The sequence below is a fragment of the Brevundimonas sp. EYE_349 genome, assembly GCF_023147505.1.
In the GTDB taxonomy this organism is placed as follows: Bacteria; Pseudomonadota; Alphaproteobacteria; order Caulobacterales; family Caulobacteraceae; genus Brevundimonas.
In genome coordinates, this window is sequence record NZ_JAHXPB010000009.1 from 73,877 (window position 1) to 94,192 (window position 20,316).

Below are 20,316 nucleotides of genomic sequence, written 5' to 3' on the forward strand. Positions count from 1 at the left end.
ACATGACCTCCGCTTCGCCCAGCCTGGACGACCGACTAGACGAGGCCGCCGCCGCGCAGGATCCGCGCGCGGCGGTCTCTTTCGTTCTGCGCGAGGCCTATGACGCCGCCCGCACCCGCGCCGAACGCAAGCTGGACGCCGGACTGAAGGGGCGCGAGGTCGCCCGCCTGTACGCCTCGGCCGCCGACGAGATGCTGATCGCCCTGTGGCGGGTGGCGACCCAGGTGCTGTTTCCGGTCTCCGCGGTCGAGAGCGAACGGCTGTCGCTGGTCGCGGTGGGGGGGTACGGCCGGGGCGTGCTGGCGCCCTTTTCGGACCTGGACCTGCTGTTCCTGCGCCCGGCCAAGGCCACGCCGCGGGGCGAGAGCGTGATCGAATTCGTCCTCTACGTCCTGTGGGATCTGGGGGTGAAGGTCGGGCCGTCCGTGCGCTCGGTAGAGGAATGTCTGTCGCTGTCGCGCACCGACATGACGGTGCGGACCACCCTGCTGGAGGCGCGTCACCTGGCGGGCGATCAGCGCCTGTCCGAGCTGATGATCGGCCGGTTTCGCGACATGGTGTCCAAGTCCGACCCGCGCCCCTTCATCGCCGCCAAGCTGGAAGAACGGGCTGTGCGGCACGAGAAGGCGGGCTCAACACGTTACAAGGTCGAACCCAACGTCAAGGACGGCAAGGGGGGGCTGCGCGATCTGAACACCCTGTACTGGATCGCCCGGTCCCTGGCGCCCGAAAGCCGGCTGGGCGCGACGGTGATGGACGAGCTGTTCACCCCGCGCGAACGCCGGACCTCGGACGAGGCCTTCGACTTCCTGTGGCGCGTGCGCATCCATCTGCATCTGATCGCGGGGCGGGCCGAAGAGAAGCTGACCTTCGACATGCAGCCCGAGGTCGCGCGGCGCATGGGCTGGCGCGGACGCGGCGACGAGCCGGCGGTGGAGCGGTTCATGCGCCGCTATTTCCTGGTGGCGCGCGACGTCGGCGCCCTGACCCGCGCCATGTCGGCCAAGCTGGAGGCGCGGCACCAGAAGACGGCGCAAGGGCTGTCGCGCCTGATGACCCCTTTTCGACCGGCGCGCCGCAAGCTGGAGATCGACGGCTTCTGGATCGACCAGGGGCGACTGTCGGTAGAGGGGTCGGAGGTGTTCGCCGCCGACCCGGTCAAGCTGCTGACCCTGTTCGCAGTCGCCGACAGGCAGGACCTGGACCTGCACCCGGACGCCTTTTCGGCGGTCACGCGGTCGCTGTCGCTAATCACGCCCCGCCTGCGGCGCGACCCTTCGGCGTCGCGGGCCTTCCTGGAGGTGCTGGCGCACGGACAGCGGCCCTACCGTGTGCTGACCATCATGAACGAGACGGGTCTGCTGGGCCGGTTTCTGCCCGAATGGGGTCGGATCGTCGGCCAGACCCAGTTCAACATGTACCACGCCTATACGGTGGACGAGCACACGCTGCAGGCCATCGGCGTCATCAACGACATCGCGCGCGGAAAGCTGAAGACCGACCACCCGATGGCCAGCGAGATCGTGCATCTGATCTCGGACATGGAAGCCCTGATGCTGGGCATGCTGCTGCACGATGTGGGCAAGGGCGGCGAGCGCGGGCAGTTGGAGGACGGCGCCATCGCCGCGCGCCGGGCCTGCGAACGGCTGGGCGTCGATCCCCGCCGGATCGAACTGGTCGTCTGGCTGGTGCGCAGCCATCTGGCGCTCAGCGACTACGCCCAGAAGCGCGACCTCAGCGATCCCGCCACCATCCGCGCCTTCGCCGAACTGGTCGGCGATCCCGAGCGGCTGCGGATGCTGCTGGTCCTGACCGTCGCCGACATCCGGGCGGTGGGGCCGGGGGTGTGGAACGGCTGGAAGGGTCAGCTGATGCGCACCCTCTACAATCAGGTCGCGGCCCTGTTCCGGGGCGAGGATGTGGCGCGAGAGGATCCGCTGTCGGTCCATCCGGCCCTGGTCGAACGCGCGCGCCGGACCGGGGCGGCGGCCGAGGCCGCGCCGGTCTCGCCGGTCGAGGGACTGCCGGTCCAGGCCACCGAAATCTCCATCGCCGCCGCCGATCGGCCCGGCCTGTTCGCCGACCTGGCCCAGACCATGGCCGCCCTGGGCGCCGACGTCACCGACGCGCGCGTGGCGACCGAGGACGGGGTGGTCCTGGATGTCTTCCGGGTTCAGGACGGGGCGGGCCTGCCCTATGGCCAGGCCGAGCCGCGCCGGGTGAAAACCCTGGTCGAGGCGCTGGAGAAGGCCGCGCGCGGGGAGGGTCGGATCGGCCAGCCGCCCCAGCCGGCCGGCAACGCCCGAAAGGCCGCCTTCGAGGTTCGTCCCGTGGTCATGGTGGACCACCACGCCAGCGAACTCGCCACCGTGGTCGAGGTGTCGTGCGCCGACCGGCCGGGCCTCCTGGCCGATCTGTCGCGCGTGTTCAACGACGAGGGTCTCAGCATCCGCTCGGCCCATGTCGCCAGCTATGGCGAGCGGGCGGTGGACAGCTTCTATGTGGTGGATCGCAAGGGGCGCAAACTGACGTCCGAACAGCGGATCGCCGAACTGCGTACGGCGCTGGAGGCGGTTCTGGACAGCCGCGCGCCTGCGCCGGCCGGGCGCAAGGTCCGTTCCGCGAGGGCCAGCGCCCGCGACGTCTCCGAACTGGGCCGGCGGGCGCGCAAGCCCGTATCGCCGGGCGAACAAGCGCGCTAAGCGACATTTGTCTTCCGCGCCCTGTCGAATGTCCGCATGAGCCTCGCCCGCAACACCCTGGTCCAGTCCAGCCTGACGCTGGGCAGCCGAATTCTGGGCTTCGTGCGCGACATGGCCCTGGCGGCGCGGTTCGGTCAGGGGCCGATGATGGACGCCTTCACCACCGCGTTGATGCTGCCCAACATGTTCCGACGGCTGTTCGCCGAGGGCGCCTTCGCCCAGGCCTTCGTGCCGGTCTATGGCGGCGTGCGGACGCGCGAGGGCGAAGAGGCCGCCGCCGTCACCGCGTCCGAGGCGCTCAGCTTCATGCTGGCGGTGGTCGCAGGTTTCTGCATCCTGCTGCAGGTGATCATGCCATGGATCATGCCGTGGATGCTGTCGGCCTATCGGGGTCAGCCCGAGGTGCTGCGCGCGGCGGTGATCGCGACCCAGCTGGCCATGCCCTATCTGGCCTGCATGACGGTGGCGTCGCTGCTGTCGGGCGTGCTGAACACCGGCGGTCGGTTCGCCCTGTCGGCGGCCGTTCCAGTCTTCCTGAACCTGTGCACTTTGGCCGCCCTGTTGCCGCCGATGATCCTGCCTATTCCGCAGGAGACCGTGCTGCTGATGGTGACGGCGGCGGTGACGGTGTCGGGACTGATCCAGGCCGGTCTCTTGTGGTGGGGCGTGCGGCGGCTGGGTATAAAGCTGAAGATCGGCCTGCCCCGCATCACGCCCAATGTCCGCCACACCCTGGCGCTGGCCGTGCCGGGCGCGCTGGCGGGCGGCGCGCTGCAGATCAATTCGCTGGTGTCGCAGTTTCTGACCGGATCGGACGAGGGCGCCCGTTCGGTGCTGTATAACGCCGACCGCCTGTATCAGCTGCCGCTGGGCCTGGTCGGGGTGGCCATCGGGCTGGCTCTCGTTCCCCGTCTGACGAAGGCCTTCGTTTCCGGCGATCACGAGGGCGGGCAGAAGACGCTGGACGACGGCATCAACCTAGCCATGGCCTTCACCCTGCCGGCGGCGGTCGCCCTGTTCGTCATTCCCTTCTTCATCATCGACGCCACGGTGACGCGCGGCGCCTTCACCTCGGCCGACGCCGCCCGCACAGCCGATGTGCTGCGCCAGTTCGCCTGGGGCGTGCCCGCCTTTGTGCTGGCCAAGGTCCTGACCCCGCCCTTCTTCGCGCGCCAGGACACGCGCCGGCCGATGATCTTCGCCGTGGCCAGCGTGATCGTGACCGTCATCCTGGGGTCGGGCCTCTTCTTCTGGTTCCGCGCCCAGGGCTGGGACGGGGTGCTGGGCCTGGCCATCGCCACCAGCACCTCGGCCTGGATCAACGTCGGCCTGCTGGGCGGGGTGCTGATCCGCGAGAACAGCTGGCGACCGTCGCCCGCCTTCCTGTCGCGTTTCGCCCGCGTAGTCGCCGCCAGCGTCATGATGGCCGCCCTGCTGTTCGCCGCCGACGTCTTCTACCCGCAGCTCAGCCGCATCTTCCTGGCCAAGGAGATCGCGGTCCTGATCGTCTGCGGCGTGGGCGCGGGCCTTTACGGCGCCTGCCTGTTCCTGTTCCGCGCCGTCACCCTGTCGGAACTGAAGGCGACCCTGCGCCGCGAGCCGGGCGGCGGCGCAGTCTCCGGTCTGGACTGACCGGCGCCGAACCGATAAGCGCGAGGCCATGATGAACTCGGGCCTCATTTTCGACCTGCGATGGCGCGGCTGAACCGCCGTTCCCTTCGCCACGCCTGATGTTGTTTTTCCGAGATTCGATCCATGACTGACCCGACCCCGGCCCCCGCCGCCCCGGCCTATACCGGCCCGCGCCGCATCCTGTCCGGCATCCAGGCCTCCGGCGCCCTGCACCTGGGCAACTACCTCGGCGCCCTGAAGCGGTTCGTCGAGCTTCAGGACCAGGGCGCGCCGGTCTTCGTCTTCGTCGCCGACATGCACGCCATCACCGTCTGGCAGGAGCCGGAGAAGCTGGCCGCCCAGACGCGCGAGATCGCCGCCGCCTATTTGGCCTCTGGCCTTGATCCGGCCAAGTCGATCATCTTTCCGCAGTCGTCGGTGCGCGCCCACGCCGAACTGGCCTGGGTCTTCAACTGCGTCGCCCGCCTGGGCTGGCTGGACCGGATGACCCAGTTCAAGGAGAAGTCGGGCAAGCACAAGGAACGCGCCTCGGTCGGCCTCTACACCTATCCGGTGCTCCAGGCGGCCGACATCCTGCTGTACAAGGCCACCGAAGTGCCGGTCGGCGAGGATCAGAAGCAGCATCTGGAACTGACCCGCGACATCGCCCAGAAGTTCAACAACGACTTCGGCGTGCCCGGCTTCTTCCCCGTGCCCGAACCCGTCATCCAGGGACCTGCGACGCGCGTCATGTCCCTGCGCGACGGGGCGGCGAAAATGTCCAAGTCGGACCCGTCCGACAACAGCCGCATCAACCTGACCGACAACGCCGACACCATCGCGTCGAAAATACGTAAGGCCAAGACCGATCCGGCGCCCCTGCCGGAAACCTTGGAAGAACTGAACGACCGCCCCGAGGCCAGGAACCTGGTCGCCATCTATGCGGCGCTGTCGGGCCAGACCCGCGAACAGGTGATGGCCGAGTTCGGCGGTCAGGGCTTCGGCGCCTTCAAACCGGCGCTGGCCGATCTGGCCGTGTCGTCCCTGGCGCCCGTCACGGCGGAAATGCGCCGCCTGCTGGATGATCCGACCGAGATCGACCGGGTGCTGAAGGAGGGCGCCGAACGCGCCGCCCAGGTCGCCGACCCCGTGGTCGACGAGGTCAAGAAAATCGTCGGCTTCTGGCGCGCCTGAGCTGCGCCGCCGCAGAGACATCGGTCATGAGCCATCCCCTCGACCGGGGTGTCTGGAACGCCCTGAACACCCGGCTGTCGTCCTTCGCGACGCTGGACTCCAACGCTCACGCGGCGCGCATCGACCCTGAGGTCGGGGTCTTTCTGGCCTGCGCCGAGGACACGTCCGACAGCATCGCGGCCTTGAGCGAACTGGCGCGCGCCTATCCGGGCTCGGCTTTGATCGAGGTGGAAGGCGCCGCGATCGCGGATGTTCTGCCTAGCGGGGTTGCTGTCTCCAGCCGCATCCCTCTGGTGCAGATGACGGCCCAGGCCCTGACCGCCAGCAGCCGCTCTGTGACCTATGAAACCCTGACCGAGGCCGACGCCCCGGCCATGCTGGCGCTGGCCACCCTGACCAAGCCCGGCCCGTTCCGCTCGTCCACCCGCAAGCTGGGCCCCTTCATCGGGGTGAAGCAGGACGGTGAACTGATCGCCATGGCCGGGCGTCGTCTACGGGTCGACGGCTTCACCGAACTGAGCGGCATCTGCACCCACCCCGACCACCGGGGAAAGGGTCTGGCCGCGGCCCTGTCGCGCGCTGTGGTGGCCGAGATTCTGGCGAGCGGCGAGACCGCCTTCCTGCACGCCTTCGCCGATCATGAGGCGACCATCGCCTTCTATCGCTCGCTGGGCTTCGAGGTTCGGGCGCGGATGACCTATACGATTCTGGCGGACTGACAGGAGGACGGCATGGGCGTCTATGAGGCCAAGATCATCTGGGAGCGCGGCGACCAGCCCTTCCTCGACAAACGCTACAGCCGCGCCCACACTTGGACCTTCGACGGCGGGGCGGTGGTGCCGGGATCATCGGCGCCGTCCAGCGTGCCCCTGCCGATGTCGGACGCCTCGGCCGTCGACCCGGAGGAAGCGATGATCGCCTCCCTGTCCAGCTGCCACATGCTGTGGTTCCTGGCCTTCGCCGCCAACGCCGGCCTGGTGGTGGACGCCTATGCCGACGAAGCGTCGGGCAAGATGGGCAAGGACGACGACGGCCGCCGCTATCTGGCGGAGGTCACTCTACGCCCCTACACCAGCTTCAGCGGGCGCGAGCCGGACCAAGCCGAGATCGACGCCCTGCACCACCAGGCCCACGACCACTGCGAAATGGCCCATTCGGTGCGGGCCAGGATCAACATCGAGGCCCGGCTGGGCTAGGTTCAATCGACATTCAGTCGGTTGAAAATCTTAGATCGTCATTCTGGGGCTGAACGAAGCGAAGAACCCGGAACACAGGGCTGCAGCACCTTTGCTGGGCGCATTCGACTCTGAATCGCGAGCCTCCTGGGTTCCGGGTTCGTCCTGCGGACGCCCCGGAATAACGTTTTGGAGGTGACCGTCGGTTGCTGTCAGGCCGTCTCTTCCTCGACCAGCGAGCGGAAGAGGGCGTGGGCCGCCGTCATGCCGTCCGCCGTCGCCAGGGTGATGTTCGACGCCGCGCGCGCCAGATCGCCAGCGGCGAAAACGCCGGGTTGGGATGTCTGCTGCAACCCGTCCACCTTGACGATACGGCCCATGGGCGTGTCGATCATCTCGCAGCCCAGCCGTTCCGCAAAGGGGCTGGCCACGCGGACACTGGCCCCGACAAAGATCGCTTTCAGCGGTATGACCCGCCCATCCGTCAGGCGCGCGCCGGTCAGGGCGGGCGCTTCGCCCTCCAGCGAGGCGATGGGCGTCGGCTCCATCATCACCCCGCGTCGATCCAGCCGACGGGCGTCTTCGGGCGACAACGGGTTGGACAGGTCCATGAACAGGGTCACCTGCCCCCATTCGGCGACCGTGACGGCGTACTGCACGGCGTGCTCGCCCCGTCCCAGCACGCCGATGGGGCCGCCGCCGACCTCATAGCCGTGGCACCAGGGACAGTGCAGGGCCGTGCGCCCCCAGCGTTCCTTGACCCCCGGAATATCGGCCAGCACGTCCTCGACCCCGTGTGACAGCAGCAGCCGCCGCCCGCTGGTCCGCGTGCCGTCCGCGAAGGCGACCGAGAAGCCGCCGTCGATCCGTTCGACCTCAACCGCCTCGGCCATGCGGAAGGCGGCGGTGGGATAGGCCGACACCTGGGCGCGGGCGACGGCGGCGATCTCGGCGCTTGGCTTGCCGTCCTGACTCAGGAACCCGTGAGCCCGCGCGGCGAAGCGGTTTCTGGGCCTGCCGTCGTCGACAATCAGCACCCGGCGACGCGCCCGCGCCAGCTGCATGGCCGCCGACAGACCGGCGTAGGAGCCCCCGATGATCACGGCGTCATGCGGCATGGGTTCAGGCTTTCCCGTGGTGGGCATGGAGGCGATCTCTTTGAGGATGGGCGGCCATCCGGCGCGAGAAGTCCGCCGCCAGATCCGCCAGGGTGATGTCGTTCAGCCGCGCCGTGAGCAGGGCGCGCGCGGCGGCGTAGGTTTCGGCCAGGGCGTCGTTGACCGCCGCCTCGACCAGACAGCCGTCGGTCTCGACCGGCGGGGTTTCGGGAAATAGACCCGGCTCGCCCAGCGCCAGATTAACCTGTCCCAGCGTCACCTGATTCAGCGGTCGGGCCAGTCGCCAGCCGCCGCCGTGGCCCTTCTCTGACACCACCAGCCCCTGTTCACGCAGACCCGCCATGGTCCGGCGCACCACGACCGGGTTGGTCGAAAGGCAGGTCGCCAGCATGTCCGAGGTCATCGGCGCCCCATGCCGCGTCTCATGCTCGGCCATGTGCAGCAGGGCGTGAAGGATGTTGGAGAGACGGCTGTCGCGTTTCATGTAACTTCAATTGTTACGTGATGGGCCGTCCGTCAAGTCAGACGCCTGAGATTATTTTCAGACCCGCAGGCTCATCCAGATCGCCAAAGCGGTCAGCAGGCCGCCCGACAGCACGCCGCCGGCAAAGATCAACGCCACGTGTTCCTGTTTTGAAACGATGAACTTCATGGGCTTGCTCTGCTTCAACGCCATAATTCAGTTATGCGGAGCCACGTCTTTCAGGAAGGCCCCGAAGCGACGTAGCGCCTCCAGCGTCAGTTGCGGATCATGGCGCATGGGGCCGTTGTTGGTGGGCTCGTCAAAGGCGTGGGTGCCGACGGCGACCCAGCTTTCGACCTCGGAACCGCAGTTTCGGATCATGGCGTTGACCCGGTCGGCGTTTCGCACCGTGGTCAGGTGATCGCTCTTGCAGGTGACGGCCAGAACCTTGGGGCAATGCCGCCAGGGCTTCATCCTGTTGAAGGCGAACGGCCCGATATAGGGGTACATCAGCCAGACCGCCTTGACCCCTGACAGGTCCACGTCGCCGGGGTTGGAGACGCCCAGCGTATTGGGCGTGCGGTCCGCGCTCATCATCTCCATGATCGACCAGCCGCCGTGGCTCCAGCCGCCCAGAACCAGTTGCGTCTTATCCACATCGGGCCGGGCGGACACGCCCTGGATCGTCGCCAGCACATCGCCCGCCCGCTCGTAACCCCGGAACGACAAGCCGGTGCAGACCGCCGTGAGGGTGAAAGCCCGGCCCCAGCCGCGCGGACCGTAGGAATCGATGATGAAGGCGCGCCATCCCGCCGCCCTGGCGACCTCGGCATAGCGCGGCAGGTGATCGCGCAGCCCCCCGCAGCCATGAAACAGCAGAACCGCAGGTCGCGGCAGGGCGTCGTCCGGCCCCACGACGGTCAAGTGCGGTTCAAGGCGGGCCCAGCGGCGCTTCAGGTCGTCCATCCCTCTTTTACGCCGCAGCTTGAAGGCGAAAGCCAGCCCCCTTGCACATTTCGATATTCAGATATATCTGAACCGAGGTGAATAGATATATCGAAAAGGAATCGATCATGCGATCCATGGGGATCCTCAAAGGCCGACGCGACGGATGCGGCGGACGCCACGACCGACACGGCGGTTTCGGCCACGGCTTCGGTCGGGGAATGCGCGGGCCGCGCGGGGCCGATTTCGGACCGGGTTGGGAAGGGCGGGAAGCGCGCGGTCACGGCCACGGCCGGCGCGGCGGCGGTCGTCTGTTCGACCACGGCACGCTGCGCTGGGTGCTGCTGTCGCTGATCGCCCAGAAGCCCAGCCACGGCTACGAGCTGATCAAGGCGGTGGAGGCGAAACTGGGCGGCGCCTATTCGCCCAGCCCTGGCGTCATCTATCCCAGCCTGACCCTGCTGGAGGAGATGGGCGCGCTGGAGTCCGAGGCCCATGGCGGCAAGAAGCGGTACGCCATTACCGACGCCGGCCGCGCCATGCTCGCGGAAAACGAAGAGGTGCTGAAGGCCGCCGAGGCGACCATGAACAAGTTCTCCGCCCGCGCCATGCGGCCGGCCGCCATCCACGACGCCATCGGGCGCCTGCGCCACACCATCCATGCGCGGCTGACCGGCGAAGCCGCCCTGACCGAGGACCAGGTCCAGGCCATCGCGACCATATTGGCCGAGGCCGCAGACAAGGTGGAGAAGGCATGACCGACGCGCTTCGCATCACCCGTCGGGTGCGCCACGACCTGAAGTTTCGCACCCTGAACGTGGCCGCGGTCCATGACCTGACGCCCGATCTTCGCCGCATCGTGCTGGAGGGGCCGGAACTGGCGGGTTTCATCTCGGCGGCGTTCGACGATCATGTGAAGATCTTCCCGGCGGCCGAGGGGCAGACCCCGGTCATGCCCACGGCGGGGCCGGACGGACCGATCTTTCCCGAACCGCGCCCGGTCGCGCGCGACTATACGCCCCGCGGCTATGATGGGGCGACGAACCGGCTGACGATGGACTTCGTGACCGGACATGGCGGGCCCGCGACCGAATGGGCGATGAGCGCCAAGGTCGGCTCGGTCCTGGGGATCGGCGGGCCGCGCGGGTCCTTCGTCGTACCGACCGCCTTCGCCGACCATGTGCTGATCGGCGACGAAACCGCGCTGCCCGCCATCGCCCGCCGACTGGAGGAGTTGCCCGCCGGAGTTCGCGCCCATGCGGTTATCGAGGTCGCGGATGCGGCGTCGCGCCTGGACCTGCACAGCCAGGCCGAGGTCGCCTTGACCTGGGGGACCCGGGACGGCGCACCGCGCGGCCGGACCGAAACCCTGCTTACGGCGGTCGAAACGGCTCTGGCTGGGGTCGATCCGTCCGACGCCTATATCTGGATCGCCGCCGAGGCCGCTGTCGCCAAGACTCTGCGCGCCCACGTCCTGGCGCGTGGGTTCTCGCCAAAGACGATGAAGGCGGCCGGCTATTGGCGGCTGGGCGGCGCCGGCGGGGAAAAGATCAACCTGGACTGACGCCGGCCCGTCGCAGCGTCAGGTTCAGCCGCCCGCCGCCGGGGATCAGCCGCGACGACCCCGCCAGCACGCGGTCGATCCCATGCCGCGCCAGACGGGCCGGCCCCGTCAGGGCGCAGACGTCGCCGCTGTTCAGCCGAAGGCTGGTGGTGCGCCCGCCCTCGGCCGGACCTATGCGGAACAGGGCGGCGTCCCCCAGGGACACCGACAGGACCGGCGCCCCGAGATCGGCCTCGTCGCGATCCTGATGAAGGCCCATTTTGGCCCCCTCGCGATAGAGGTTGACCAGACAGGCGTCGGGCGGCTCGGCCCAGCTCACCGTGTCGCGCCACAGGTTCAGCAACACGGTCGGGATCGCGGGCCACGCGCGCCCCGTCGCGGGGTGCGTCGCCTGATACCGATAGCCGGCCCGGTCCGAGACCCAGCCCAGCGAACCGAAATTGCTCATTTCGACCGAGAAGGGCCGTCCGCCCGGCGTGATCGGCCGATAGAGCGGCGCCTGCTCGAGCCGTTCGAACACGTCCGCGACCAGCGCCGCCTGCCCCGCCGCATCGAAGGCGTCCGGCCACAGCCGAAAGCCCTCCACGGCGGTTCCGACCTCAGCGGGTGTAGGTGTAGTCGCTGATCTCACAGACATTGATACGCGACCGCGTCAGCTCCTGGCCGTTGGTGAACTCGGCCTTGAAATCATAGACGCAGGCGCCCGAGCCGTCATCGATGTTGATGCGGACATTCTGGCCGTCTTCCAGCACGTCGGAACCCAGGATGTCTTCTTGCCAGTCGTCTGTGCGCGAGTCCGAGGCGTAGAAACGCAGCATCGTCCAGCCGGTGCGGTTCTGGATGGTGACATGGCGATCATAGCCGTCGCGCGATTGCATCGGCGCCGGCTGGGCGGTCGGTTGCGACGGCGGCGCAGCGATGGCGGTTCCCGCGCCCGCAAGCATCGCCACGGCGACGGCGGTTTTCAGCATCATTCGGGTCATGGTTTTTTCCCTTCCCTCGGCGACGCTCCCCTGACCATCGCCACGCCGCCCTTATGCCTCAGGATCGACCAACGAGCATCGTTGAATTTCATCGTTCTTCGAACCGAAGGAATCGCAGATCGCCCTTGCGGGGCCGGGGGATTTTCCCATATCGGGGCCAGCTTCGGAGAAACCCCGCGAAAACTGGGGCTATCCGGCCCCTACAACGCCAACCCAACCGGGGGCGGTCACGCGCGGCGCTTCGTCGAAGGCCGCCGCATCGCCCGCTGAACGAGAGAGACAAAGAACGCCCATGGCCAAGATTATCGGCATCGACCTCGGCACCACCAACTCCTGCGTGGCCGCCATGGATGGCAAGACCCCCAAGGTCATCGAGAACGCCGAAGGCAACCGCACGACCCCGTCGGTCGTGGCGATCCAGGACGGCGCCGAAGTGCTGGTGGGCCAACCCGCCAAGCGCCAGGCCGTGACCAACCCCTCCAACACCTTCTTCGCGATCAAGCGCCTGATCGGCCGCAGCTTCGACGATCCGGTGGTCGCCAAGGACAAGGGCATGGTGCCCTACGAGATCGTCAAGGGTCCGAACGGCGACGCCTGGGTGCGCGCCTTCGGCAAGGACTATTCCCCGCAGCAGATTTCGGCCTTCATCCTGCAGAAGATGAAGGAATCGGCCGAAGCCTTCCTGGGCGACAAGGTGACCCAGGCCGTCATCACCGTGCCGGCCTATTTCAACGACAGCCAGCGCCAGGCCACCAAGGACGCCGGCAAGATCGCCGGCCTGGAAGTGCTGCGCATCATCAACGAACCGACCGCGGCGGCCCTGGCCTATGGGCTGGAGAAGAACGACGGTCAGAAGATCGCCGTCTATGACCTGGGCGGCGGCACCTTCGACGTTTCGATCCTGGAGATCGGCGACGGCGTCTTCGAGGTGAAGTCCACCAACGGCGACACCTTCCTGGGCGGCGAGGACTTCGACCTGCGCCTGGTCGACTATCTGGCCGACGAGTTCAAGAAGGAGCAGTCGGTCGATCTGCGCCAGGATAAGCTGGCCCTGCAGCGCCTGAAGGAAGAGGCCGAAAAGGCCAAGAAGGAGCTGTCGACCACGACCCAGTACGAGGTCAACCTGCCGTTCATCACCATGAACGCCTCGGGTCCGCTACACCTGAACATCAAGCTGACGCGCGCCAAGCTGGAATCCCTGGTCGACGATCTGGTTCAGCGCACGATCGAGCCGTGCAAGAAGGCCCTGGCCGACGCCGGTCTGAAGGCTTCGGACATCGACGAAGTCGTCCTGGTCGGCGGCATGACCCGCATGCCCAAGGTGCAGGAAGCGGTGAAGGCTTTCTTCGGCAAGGAGCCGCACAAGGGCGTGAACCCCGATGAAGTCGTGGCCCTGGGCGCCGCCGTTCAGGCCGGCGTGCTGCAAGGCGACGTCAAGGACGTGCTGCTGCTGGACGTGACGCCGCTGACCCTGGGAATCGAGACCCTGGGCGGCGTCTTCACGCCCCTGATCGAACGCAACACCACCATCCCGACCAAGAAGAGCCAGACCTTCTCGACCGCCGACGACAACCAGTCGGCCGTGACGATCCGGGTCTTCCAGGGCGAGCGTCCGATGGCGGCGGACAACAAGATGCTGGGCCAGTTCGACCTGATGGGCATTCCGCCCGCACCGCGCGGCATGCCGCAGATCGAGGTCGCCTTCGACATCGACGCCAACGGCATCGTCAACGTCTCGGCCAAGGACAAGGCGACCAACAAGGAACAGTCGATCCGCATCCAGGCGAACGGCGGCCTGTCGGACGCCGACATCGACAAGATGGTCAAGGAAGCCGAGGCCAACGCCGCCTCCGACAAGGTGCGCAAGGACCTGGTCGAGGCCCAGAACGCGGCCGACAGCCTGATCAACTCGACCGAAAAGGCTCTGGCCGAACACGGCGACAAGGTCGGCGCGGACGAGAAAACGGCCATCGAGACCGGACTGGCCGAGCTGAAGGCCGCCCGCGAAGGCACGAACGCCGAAGACATCCGCGCCAAGACCAACACCCTGGTCCAGGCCTCGATGAAGCTGGGCGAGGCGATGTACGCCCAGCAGCAGGGCGCGGGCGAGGGAGAAGCCGCCCCGGCCGACGACGGCGTTGTCGACGCCGAGTTCGAGGACGTCTCGGACACGGACGGCGACGACAAGAAGAGCGCCTGATCCGCCACAGGTCGCTGAAATGATATGGCCCCGCTTGTCTTGCGATAGGCGGGGTCTTTTCATGAAACTTGCATCATTCGTCCCGGCCCCCATGTCAGCCGGGACACCGTAGTTCCGTCATCGCCCGCAGAGGCGGGGCGGAGCCCGGCAGGGGAAGTATGAGGACGAACGCCCGATGGCGCGTGACTATTACGAGGTTCTTGGCGTCGAACGCACGATCGACGCGCCCGGCCTGAAGGCCGCCTACCGCAAGCTGGCCATGATCCATCACCCCGACCGCAACGGCGGTTCGGAAGAGTCCATGGCCCAGTTCAAGGAAGTGTCCGAGGCCTATACGGTGCTTTCGGACCCGAACAAGCGCGCCGCCTATGACCGGTTCGGCCATGCGGGCGTGAACGGCGGCGGCGGTGGGAATCCGTTCGGTCAGGGCCAGCAGGGCTTTTCCGACATCAACGACATCTTCTCCCAGGTCTTCGGCGATGCGTTCGGCGACGCCTTCGGCGGCCGCCAGGGTCGGGGTCAGCAGGGCGGGCCGCGTCGCGGATCGGACCTGCGCTACGATCTGGAGATCACCCTGGAGCAGGCCTACAAGGGCGAGGACGTCGAACTGGACATCCCCGCCACCCTGACCTGCGACACCTGCGAGGGGTCAGGCGCCAAGCCGGGCACCAAGCCAGTGACCTGCACCACATGTCAGGGCGCCGGCCGCGTGCGCCAGGCCAATGGCTTCTTCCAGGTCGAGCGCACCTGCCCTCGGTGCCACGGCCAGGGGCAGATGATCGCCGACCCGTGCCCGACCTGCCACGGCCACGGCCAGGTGCGGAAGACCCGCACCCTGAACCTGAAAATTCCCGCCGGCGTGGACGACGGCTCGCGCATCCGCCTGTCGGGCGAGGGCGACGCCGGTCAGCGCGGCGGTCCTCGCGGCGACCTGTACGTCTTCATCTCGGTGACGCCGCACGACCTGTTCGAGCGCGACAATCTGGACCTTCTGGTCACCGTGCCCGTGCCGATGACGGTGGCGGCCCTGGGCGGCGAGATCGACGCGCCGTGCCTTGTGTCCACGGCCTGCGACGGCAAGTGCAAGGCCTCGGTCGCCGTGCCCGCCGGCGCCCAGACCGGCAAGACCGTTCGCATCAAGGGCAAGGGGATGCCGCATCTGAACGGCCGCAATCGCGGGGATCTGGTGGTCGAGCTGTTCGTCGAGACGCCCACCGATCTGACCGCGCGCCAGCGTGAGTTGTTGGAAGAGCTTGCCCTGTCGTTCGGGGAAGGGCAGAACCCCCGCAATTCCAGCTTCGCCGGAAAGGCGAAGCGTTTCTGGGCCGACATCCTGGGGAACCAGGAGGCGGACGGGTCGAAAGAAAACGCGGCTTGAGCGCAATCTTCCATGCCGGCATCTCCGGCTATCGCGGCCGGATGGGCCGCGCGGTGTCCCAGGTGCTGGACGCGCGCGAGGACGTAGTGGTCGCCGCCCGTTTCGACTGGGGCGAGACCGCGGACCTGTCGCTGTGCGACGTGATCATCGACTTCTCAACGCCGGACGCCTCGGTCGCCTTGGCTGAAAAGGCGGCCGAGAACGGCGGGCCGGCCCTGGTCATCGGCTCGACCGGCTTCACTCCCGAGCAGGAGAACGACCTGCTGAAGGCGGCCGAGAAGGTCGCCATCGTCAAGAGCGGCAACTTCTCCCTGGGTGTGAACATCCTGATCGGCCTGGTCCAGCACGCGGCCCAGCGGCTGGACGCCCGGGACTGGGATATCGAGATCACCGAGGCGCACCACCGTCGCAAGGTGGATTCTCCGTCCGGCACCGCCCTGATGCTGGGCGAGGCGGCGGCCGAGGGCCGGTTCGCCGATCTGGCCGAGCTTCGCACCGCCCCCTACGACGGCGTTCAAGGCGAGCGGGAGACGGGCAAGATCGGCTTCTCCTCCATCCGCGCCGGCGGGATCGTGGGTGAACACACGGTGCTGTTCGCCTCCGAGGACGAGGTTCTGACCCTCAGCCATTCGGCCATCGACCGGTCGCTGTTCGCTCGCGGCGCCGTCGCCGCCGCCGCCTGGGTCCGCACCCGCCGCCCCGGCCTCTACGACATGCAGGATGTGCTGGGCTTCAGACAGGCCTGATGCCTGAGGGCGATCGCCGCCCTGCCATGTTCGCGACGCGGCCACGACGTCAAAACAGATTTCTTGCGTAATTCCGGGGCGGCCGAAGGCCGAACCCGGAAACCCAGGTTCGCAATCCGGCTCTGGAGATGGCTACTGGCTGCCCGACTTCCCGGGGTGGCTTCCGGGTTCCTCGCTTCGCGAAGTCCCGGAATGACGGCAGGTTTCAGGATAGTCTTGGCTATGCCGCGTCCTCGTGAACCGGCAGGCCGTAGGCGTCCCACAACGAGCGGTCCTTAAGCACCTTGGCCAGGAAGGCGATGTGGGCGGCCTGTTCCTCTGGCGTGGAGCGAGGGCCGAGGGGGCGAGGGCGAGGACCATAGGCGGCCACCTGCGCGACACCGCCCTGACTGCGACCAACGGGCCCTGACGACAGGTCCAGCACCCGCTCCTTGCCGCCGCGCAGTTCCAGATAGACTTCCGCAAGCAGCCGGGCGTCGATCAGGGCGCCGTGCAGGGTGCGCTCGATCAGCGACACCTTGTAGCGTTTGCACAGGGCGTCCAGCGAGTTGGGCATGCCGGGAAACCGGCTCTGGGCCAATTTCAGCGTGTCGATCCAGCGCGCCTCGCCGGTGATGGGCCGGCCGCAGCGATTATATTCGAAGTCGATGAAGTTCCGGTCGAAGGCCGCATTGTGGGCGATCATCTGCGCGTCGCCGATGAACTCGATCAAATCGTCGGCGATCTCGGCGAACTTGGGCGCATCCTTGACCTTCTCGTCGGTGATGCCGTGCACCCGGATCGCATCGGGGGGGATCAGCCGCTCAGGGTTGACGAAGCGGTGGAAGGTGCGGCCGGTCGGCAGCAGATCCTGCAACTCGATACAGCCCACCTCGATCAGCCGGTCGCCCGTCTTGGGGTCGAAGCCGGTGGTTTCGGTGTCCAGAACGATCTCGCGCGCCATGCGCCCTTAATGGGGGCGTTCGGCGTCCGGCGAAAGAGCGGGACGCCCGCGACGCGGAGATATCCACGCCGGATCCAGCACGGCATCGACGACGGCGTCGACCTGGGCGCGAGCGGCGTCCAGACCCTGGCCGGTGTCGATGACGAAATCGGCGCGCGCGCGCTTTTCCGCATCGGGCAGCTGGCGCGCCAGAATCGCCTCGAACCGTTCTCGCGTCATGCCGGGGCGCGCCAAAACCCTTTCGGCCTGGATGGCGGGATCGGCAGACACCACCACCACCGCATCCACCCCGGCGTCGCCGCCGGTTTCGAACAGCAAGGGGATGTCCAGCACGGCCAGGCCCACGCCCACCGCCCGCGCGGCCTCCAGATCGTCGGCGCGGCCCGCCGCCACCAGCGGATGGACGATGGCCTCAAGCCGTCTGAAGGCGGTTTCGTCGCGTCCCAGAGCCTCGGCCAAGCGCGCGCGGTCCACCGCGCCGTCCACCACCACGCCGGGGAAGGCAGCGCCCACAGCCGCCACGGCCCCGCCGCCGGGGGCGTAGAGCCGGTGCACCGCATCGTCGGCGTTCCAGACCACGGCGCCCCTGTCGGCGAACATGGCCGTGGTCGTCGACTTGCCCATGCCGATGGAGCCGGTCAGGCCGATCAGGATCACACCGTCTCTCCCAGATGGTTCAGCACCCGCTCGCGCACGTCGGTCTGGGGAACCGGGCGGCCGAAGATCGCCTCGAACGACGGGCGCGCCTGGCCGATCAGCATGGCCAGGCCATCGACGCCCGTCAGACCGCGGTCCCGGGCGGCGGCCAGCAGCGGCGTCTCCAGCGGGCGATAGGTCATGTCCATGACCACCGTGTCCGCCTGCAGCCGCGCCACATCGAGATCGGGCCGGACGCTGAGCGCATTGACCACCAGCACGGCGTCGGCGAAGGCGTCCGCCCCCTCGACCACCGTCACGCCCGCGCCCAGATCGGCGGCCAGGCGTTCGGCCCGGTCGCGCGAGCGGTTGACGATGCGGACGCCAGCCCCGGCCGCCGCAAGGGCGCCCGCCGCCGCGCGGGCCGCCCCGCCGGCGCCCAGGATCACCACCGCCCGCCCGGCGACTTGCAGAGCCGGCGCCTGCTCCGCCAGGGCGTTCATCAGCCCATGACCGTCGGTGCTGTCGGCGGCGATGCGCCCGTCCTCGAACACCAGCAGATTGGCCGACCCGACAAGGCGGGCGGCGTCGGACACGCGATCCGCGGCGGCGAAGGCCTGTTCCTTGTAGGGGGCGGTGACGTTCAGCCCGCGCAGCCGGCCCGCGCGCCCCTGGTCCAGCAAGGCCGCGAACTGGTCCGGCGTCTCCGGTCCATGGGCGACGTAGGCGGCGTCCAGGCCCGCCGCCGCGATCCAGGTGTTGTGGATCAGGGGGCTGAGCGAATGGGCGATGGGCCAGCCGACGACCCCGGCCTGGACGGTCATCGGATCAGCACCCCGGCCCGGCGCAGTTCCGCCAGAACGGGCCACAGCGGCAGGCCCAGGACGGTGAAATAGTCGCCGTCCACCGCTTCGAACAACTGCGCGCCTAGCCCTTCCAGCCGATAGGAGCCCACGCAGGACAGCAGGGCCTCGCCCTCGGCCGCCAGATAGGCGTCTAGGAAGGCGTCGGAAAAATCGCGCATCCGCATCTGAACCGTATCGACGCCCGACCACACGATCTGGCCCTTGGTCGCCAGGGCGGCGCCCGAATGCAGCTGGTGCGACCGGCCGCTCATGGCCTTCAGGCGCTCGCGCGCCTCGTCCAGCGACCGAGCCTTGGACACCAGACCGCCTTCGAAGGCCAGGGTCTGGTCCGACCCCAACACCCAGGCGTCCTCATCGTCGCGTGATACGGCCAGGGCCTTGGCCTCGGCCAGGCGGACGGCCAGGGTGGCGGGGTCCAGGTCGCCGGATGCGGCCTTGATCGCATCCTCGTCCACGCCGACGACGCGCGCTCTGAACGACACGCCGGCGTTTTCCAGCATGGCCCGCCGGGCCGTGCTCTTGGACGCCAGGATCAGAGGCTGTGTCGTCTCGCTCACCAGCTGGTTCCTATCTTCTGGTTGCGATGCTCGCTGAGCAGGTTGGTGATGGCGGCCGCCGTCTCCTCGACCGACCGCCGGCTGACGTCGATGGTGGGCCAGCCGCGCCGTTCGAAGGCCCGGCGCGCCTTGATCGTCTCGTCGCGCACGGCTTCCTGGTCGGTGTAGGCGGAAGAGGGGTTGGCGTTCAGATTGTCGATCCGGTTGCGCCGGATCTGGACCAGCCGATCCGGCGAGACGGTCAGGCCGATGACCAGGGGATTCTTCAACCTTGTCAGCCGCTCGCCGTCCTCCTGACCCGGCACCAGGGGAACATTGGCGGCGCGGATGCCCCGGTGGGCCAGATAGATGCAGGTCGGGGTCTTGGAGGTTCGGCTGACGCCGCACAGCACCACATCGGCCCCCTCCAACTGCTCCAGCGAGCCCTGGCCGTCGTCATAGGCCATGGCGAAATCCAGAGCCGCGATGCGGTTGAAATAGTCGTGGTCCAGGGCGTGCTGAGCGCCGACGCGGGTGGACAGGGCCGCCCCGAGATAGCGCGACATGGCCCCCACCAGGGGATCGAGCGCGCCGATCTGGGGCATGTCCAGGCGACGACAGCCCTCTTCCAGCTGTTCGCGCAGATCGCGGTCGACCAGGGTGTGGAGAACCACGCCGGGGGCCGAGGCCACCTCCTGCAACACCCGATCCATCTGCTTGTCGGAACGGACCAGGGCGTAGATGTGCTCGATGGGTATGACGCCGTCGAAGCGGGCGGTGACCGCCTTGGCCATGGCGTTCAGCGTCTCGCCGGTGGAATCCGACACGAGATGGACGTGGAAATAGGTGGCCAAACGGCCCGGATTGGACGGCCGGACGCCGGACGGTCGGGCAGGGCTCATGCGGTCGGTCTCCCTGTTGAAACTTCGGGGACGGCGGGGGATCGCCGGGGCGCCGTTTGTCTTAGCCGCTCAGCGTTCGCGCCGCGAGCGGGGATGAGGGTGGATCGCATCATCCGCACGCGGCCGGTTCATCCCAAGGCGGAAAACCCGTTTCGCCTTCGCTGTGGAAATCCTAATGAAGGGTTAACGACGCTTAACCGCGTTCACAGGCTCAAAGTCCCGCAAAGCCTTGCTCGTTAAGGTTTCGTTAGGGATTATCCACCGGCGTTCCAGTCGGCGAGATCATCCCCGTTAACGATAGTCGGGCCGGGGATATCCGTTTTTGTTCCGTTGTAAGAGCCGAGGTCATCCCCG

20 protein-coding genes are annotated in these 20,316 nt (G+C 67.9%); 10 read left to right on the forward strand and 10 right to left on the reverse strand.

Translation table 11 applies throughout. From position 1 onward, the window contains the following. Nucleotides 1–2: 2 nt before the first annotated feature. The 5 genes from glnD to KZX42_RS15140 all read left to right on the forward strand — a co-directional run bounded on the left by glnD (nt 3) and on the right by KZX42_RS15140 (nt 6,703). On the forward strand, nt 3–2,702 hold the full coding sequence (glnD, locus tag KZX42_RS15120; protein ID WP_248120648.1) for a [protein-PII] uridylyltransferase: 2,700 nt from the start codon (nt 3–5) through the stop codon (nt 2,700–2,702). Nucleotides 2,703–2,738: 36 nt separating this feature from the next. Continuing rightward, nucleotides 2,739–4,334 (forward strand): murein biosynthesis integral membrane protein MurJ, encoded by a 1,596-nt coding sequence (murJ, locus tag KZX42_RS15125; RefSeq protein ID WP_248120650.1) that lies wholly within the window; start codon nt 2,739–2,741, stop codon nt 4,332–4,334. A 123-nt stretch (nt 4,335–4,457) separates the two neighbouring features. Continuing rightward, the gene (gene trpS / locus KZX42_RS15130) at nt 4,458–5,507 is read left to right on the forward strand and encodes a tryptophan--tRNA ligase (RefSeq protein ID WP_248120652.1); all 1,050 of its coding nucleotides are present in this window, start codon (nt 4,458–4,460) and stop codon (nt 5,505–5,507) included. 26 nt (nt 5,508–5,533) lie between these two features. Continuing rightward, nucleotides 5,534–6,226: a GNAT family N-acetyltransferase gene (locus tag KZX42_RS15135; RefSeq protein WP_248120654.1), complete on the forward strand. Its 693-nt coding sequence runs from the start codon at nt 5,534–5,536 to the stop codon at nt 6,224–6,226. Nucleotides 6,227–6,238: 12 nt separating this feature from the next. Further along, nucleotides 6,239–6,703 (forward strand): OsmC family protein, encoded by a 465-nt coding sequence (locus KZX42_RS15140; RefSeq protein ID WP_248120656.1) that lies wholly within the window; start codon nt 6,239–6,241, stop codon nt 6,701–6,703. A gap of 191 nt (nt 6,704–6,894) precedes the next feature. Here KZX42_RS15140 and KZX42_RS15145 read toward each other — a convergent pair whose 3' ends face one another. The 3 genes from KZX42_RS15145 to KZX42_RS15155 form a co-directional block, all read right to left on the reverse strand. Next, nucleotides 6,895–7,827, reverse strand: a complete 933-nt coding sequence (locus KZX42_RS15145; protein ID WP_248120657.1) for an NAD(P)/FAD-dependent oxidoreductase — start codon at nt 7,825–7,827, stop codon at nt 6,895–6,897. Next, complete coding sequence (locus KZX42_RS15150; protein WP_248120659.1) at nt 7,805–8,284, reverse strand: Rrf2 family transcriptional regulator; 480 nt, start codon at nt 8,282–8,284, stop codon at nt 7,805–7,807. Before KZX42_RS15150 ends, KZX42_RS15145 begins: the two co-directional genes overlap by 23 nt. Before the next feature lie 195 nt (nt 8,285–8,479). Then, on the reverse strand, nt 8,480–9,229 hold the full coding sequence (locus tag KZX42_RS15155; RefSeq protein WP_248120661.1) for a dienelactone hydrolase: 750 nt from the start codon (nt 9,227–9,229) through the stop codon (nt 8,480–8,482). Between the two features lie 107 nt (nt 9,230–9,336). On the opposite strand from KZX42_RS15155, the gene KZX42_RS15160 reads away from it, so the two are divergent. Together KZX42_RS15160 and KZX42_RS15165 are read left to right on the forward strand one after the other, a co-directional pair. Further along, nucleotides 9,337–9,966: a PadR family transcriptional regulator gene (locus KZX42_RS15160; protein WP_248120663.1), complete on the forward strand. Its 630-nt coding sequence runs from the start codon at nt 9,337–9,339 to the stop codon at nt 9,964–9,966. Further along, the gene (locus KZX42_RS15165; protein WP_248120664.1) at nt 9,963–10,772 is read left to right on the forward strand and encodes a siderophore-interacting protein; all 810 of its coding nucleotides are present in this window, start codon (nt 9,963–9,965) and stop codon (nt 10,770–10,772) included. Before KZX42_RS15160 ends, KZX42_RS15165 begins: the two co-directional genes overlap by 4 nt. Here the strand turns inward: KZX42_RS15165 and KZX42_RS15170 are convergent. Further along, nucleotides 10,759–11,409, reverse strand: coding sequence for an alpha-ketoglutarate-dependent dioxygenase AlkB (locus KZX42_RS15170; RefSeq protein ID WP_248120665.1), 651 nt, complete (start codon nt 11,407–11,409; stop codon nt 10,759–10,761). The two genes, KZX42_RS15165 and KZX42_RS15170, sit on opposite strands and share 14 nt — an antisense overlap. Then, a complete protein-coding gene (locus KZX42_RS15175; protein WP_248120666.1) occupies nt 11,372–11,755 on the reverse strand; it encodes a hypothetical protein in 384 nt (127 codons plus the stop codon). Before KZX42_RS15175 ends, KZX42_RS15170 begins: the two co-directional genes overlap by 38 nt. A 292-nt stretch (nt 11,756–12,047) precedes the next feature. Between KZX42_RS15175 and dnaK the strand changes: the two genes are divergently transcribed. The 3 genes from dnaK (at nt 12,048) to dapB (ending at nt 16,079) form a co-directional block, all read left to right on the forward strand. Further along, complete coding sequence (dnaK, locus tag KZX42_RS15180) at nt 12,048–13,955, forward strand: molecular chaperone DnaK (RefSeq protein WP_248120674.1); 1,908 nt, start codon at nt 12,048–12,050, stop codon at nt 13,953–13,955. A gap of 175 nt (nt 13,956–14,130) precedes the next feature. Beyond that, on the forward strand, nt 14,131–15,333 hold the full coding sequence (gene dnaJ, locus KZX42_RS15185; protein WP_248120676.1) for a molecular chaperone DnaJ: 1,203 nt from the start codon (nt 14,131–14,133) through the stop codon (nt 15,331–15,333). Next, on the forward strand, nt 15,330–16,079 hold the full coding sequence (gene dapB / locus KZX42_RS15190; RefSeq protein WP_248120678.1) for a 4-hydroxy-tetrahydrodipicolinate reductase: 750 nt from the start codon (nt 15,330–15,332) through the stop codon (nt 16,077–16,079). Before dnaJ ends, dapB begins: the two co-directional genes overlap by 4 nt. A gap of 220 nt (nt 16,080–16,299) precedes the next feature. On the opposite strand, the gene dnaQ is transcribed toward dapB, so the two are convergent. Genes dnaQ through KZX42_RS15215 form a run of 5 tightly spaced genes read right to left on the reverse strand, consistent with a single transcriptional unit; the run spans nt 16,300 to nt 19,962 of the window. Continuing rightward, nucleotides 16,300–17,022, reverse strand: a complete 723-nt coding sequence (gene dnaQ / locus KZX42_RS15195) for a DNA polymerase III subunit epsilon (protein ID WP_248120680.1) — start codon at nt 17,020–17,022, stop codon at nt 16,300–16,302. A gap of 6 nt (nt 17,023–17,028) precedes the next feature. Then, complete coding sequence (gene coaE, locus KZX42_RS15200) at nt 17,029–17,679, reverse strand: dephospho-CoA kinase (RefSeq protein WP_248120682.1); 651 nt, start codon at nt 17,677–17,679, stop codon at nt 17,029–17,031. Continuing rightward, nucleotides 17,676–18,482, reverse strand: a complete 807-nt coding sequence (locus KZX42_RS15205) for a shikimate dehydrogenase (protein ID WP_248120684.1) — start codon at nt 18,480–18,482, stop codon at nt 17,676–17,678. The genes coaE and KZX42_RS15205 overlap by 4 nt, the downstream gene beginning before the upstream one ends. Beyond that, a complete protein-coding gene (locus KZX42_RS15210) occupies nt 18,479–19,081 on the reverse strand; it encodes a nucleoside triphosphate pyrophosphatase (protein ID WP_292046506.1) in 603 nt (200 codons plus the stop codon). Before KZX42_RS15210 ends, KZX42_RS15205 begins: the two co-directional genes overlap by 4 nt. Further along, nucleotides 19,078–19,962 carry a pyruvate, water dikinase regulatory protein gene (locus tag KZX42_RS15215; RefSeq protein WP_248120685.1) on the reverse strand — a complete coding sequence of 295 codons (885 nt, stop codon included), beginning with the start codon at nt 19,960–19,962 and terminating at the stop codon, nt 19,078–19,080. Before KZX42_RS15215 ends, KZX42_RS15210 begins: the two co-directional genes overlap by 4 nt. Nucleotides 19,963–20,316: the final 354 nt, after the last annotated feature.

Coding starts and splice junctions, on each gene's coding strand:
- KZX42_RS15175 (WP_248120666.1), bottom strand. CDS start 11,755: ATGACCCGAATGATGCTGAAAACCGCCGTCGCCGTGGCGATGCTTGCG.
- dnaK (WP_248120674.1), top strand. CDS start 12,048: ATGGCCAAGATTATCGGCATCGACCTCGGCACCACCAACTCCTGCGTG.
- KZX42_RS15155 (WP_248120661.1), bottom strand. CDS start 9,229: ATGGACGACCTGAAGCGCCGCTGGGCCCGCCTTGAACCGCACTTGACC.
- KZX42_RS15150 (WP_248120659.1), bottom strand. CDS start 8,284: ATGAAACGCGACAGCCGTCTCTCCAACATCCTTCACGCCCTGCTGCAC.
- KZX42_RS15205 (WP_248120684.1), bottom strand. CDS start 18,482: ATGACCGTCCAGGCCGGGGTCGTCGGCTGGCCCATCGCCCATTCGCTC.
- KZX42_RS15215 (WP_248120685.1), bottom strand. CDS start 19,962: ATGAGCCCTGCCCGACCGTCCGGCGTCCGGCCGTCCAATCCGGGCCGT.
- murJ (WP_248120650.1), top strand. CDS start 2,739: ATGAGCCTCGCCCGCAACACCCTGGTCCAGTCCAGCCTGACGCTGGGC.
- KZX42_RS15145 (WP_248120657.1), bottom strand. CDS start 7,827: ATGCCCACCACGGGAAAGCCTGAACCCATGCCGCATGACGCCGTGATC.
- KZX42_RS15170 (WP_248120665.1), bottom strand. CDS start 11,409: ATGTCTGTGAGATCAGCGACTACACCTACACCCGCTGAGGTCGGAACC.
- KZX42_RS15135 (WP_248120654.1), top strand. CDS start 5,534: ATGAGCCATCCCCTCGACCGGGGTGTCTGGAACGCCCTGAACACCCGG.
- KZX42_RS15165 (WP_248120664.1), top strand. CDS start 9,963: ATGACCGACGCGCTTCGCATCACCCGTCGGGTGCGCCACGACCTGAAG.
- dnaJ (WP_248120676.1), top strand. CDS start 14,131: ATGGCGCGTGACTATTACGAGGTTCTTGGCGTCGAACGCACGATCGAC.
- KZX42_RS15160 (WP_248120663.1), top strand. CDS start 9,337: ATGCGATCCATGGGGATCCTCAAAGGCCGACGCGACGGATGCGGCGGA.
- dnaQ (WP_248120680.1), bottom strand. CDS start 17,022: ATGGCGCGCGAGATCGTTCTGGACACCGAAACCACCGGCTTCGACCCC.
- glnD (WP_248120648.1), top strand. CDS start 3: ATGACCTCCGCTTCGCCCAGCCTGGACGACCGACTAGACGAGGCCGCC.
- trpS (WP_248120652.1), top strand. CDS start 4,458: ATGACTGACCCGACCCCGGCCCCCGCCGCCCCGGCCTATACCGGCCCG.
- KZX42_RS15140 (WP_248120656.1), top strand. CDS start 6,239: ATGGGCGTCTATGAGGCCAAGATCATCTGGGAGCGCGGCGACCAGCCC.